This is a genomic window from Oleiphilus sp. HI0117 (assembly GCF_001635235.1).
This window is the reverse complement of sequence record NZ_LWGA01000256.1, coordinates 1-887: the sequence shown is the minus strand read 5'-3', so window position 1 is coordinate 887 and position 887 is coordinate 1. Positions and strand designations below refer to the sequence as shown.

Sequence of the window (887 nt, the reverse complement as noted above, 5' to 3'; positions counted from 1 at the left end):
ACGAAAACCCATCGTATTTGCTTCTCCTCCTCGGGTTTTGTTTACGAATCGTCGGGGGCATGCCCGTGAGAGCTAATGTTACTCGTTCAAGAAGTTTAAGCCGACAGCAAGGCGTCACCTTGGTTGAACTCGTCATTTCTATTGTGATTCTATCGATTGCTATGGTTGCAGTGCTGAACTCTTTCAGTTTTACCATGAAACATAGTGCTGACCCCCTTTGGAGGAATAAGACCTTAAAGCTGACACAGTTATATTTTGACGAAATATTATCAAAGAATTATGACCACGCTACGCCCGTGGGTGGTGTGCCGATGGTCGCGAGCCCAGGTTGTACAGCAGCAGATCTGGGGCCGGATTCACCCGGGGGCGTCCTGGAAACTCGCTCTGTCTATAACGATGTGGATGACTATGATGGTTTGACAGATGCTCCACCGGTCAGCTTAACTGCAGGTTTAGATAGTTCTTATGACAGTTATAGTGTTTCTATTAGTGTGGCGTGCGATACCGCTAACTTAGTGTCAGCGAGTGCAACGAATCACGCCAAGAAAATAACTATTTCGATAACGCCACCGGGCCAAAGTACGATGACCTTTGCCGCTTATAAGGGGAACTTCTAATGTCGCGCCCCTTAAATGACTCTAAAGGATTTACCTTAATCGAGATGATTGTCACGATTGTCGTGATAGGTATTCTAGGTGTAGGAATTGCCGGATTTATCGGTCGAACTACGGAGGGCATGATCGATGCCTCTGAGCGCGGTAAAATATCTGCCATTGCTTGGGTGGTATCAGAGAAGCTAAGTAGAGAACTACGATTAGCTTTACCGAATAGTATTCAAACGCTTAGTGGCGGCTCATGTATTGAGTTTATTCCCACTGTCGCTGCAA

Annotated in this window: 2 protein-coding genes; both read left to right on the top strand. The window is 46.3% G+C overall.

What is annotated here, in order from left to right:
• On the top strand, positions 1 to 617 hold a 617-nt coding region (locus A3757_RS03185; RefSeq protein ID WP_231878200.1), incomplete at its 5' end, for a prepilin-type N-terminal cleavage/methylation domain-containing protein.
• Positions 617 to 887, top strand: a 271-nt coding sequence (locus tag A3757_RS03180; protein ID WP_156491660.1) for a type II secretion system protein, incomplete at its 3' end; no start/stop codon positions are given. The genes A3757_RS03185 and A3757_RS03180, both read left to right, overlap by 1 nt.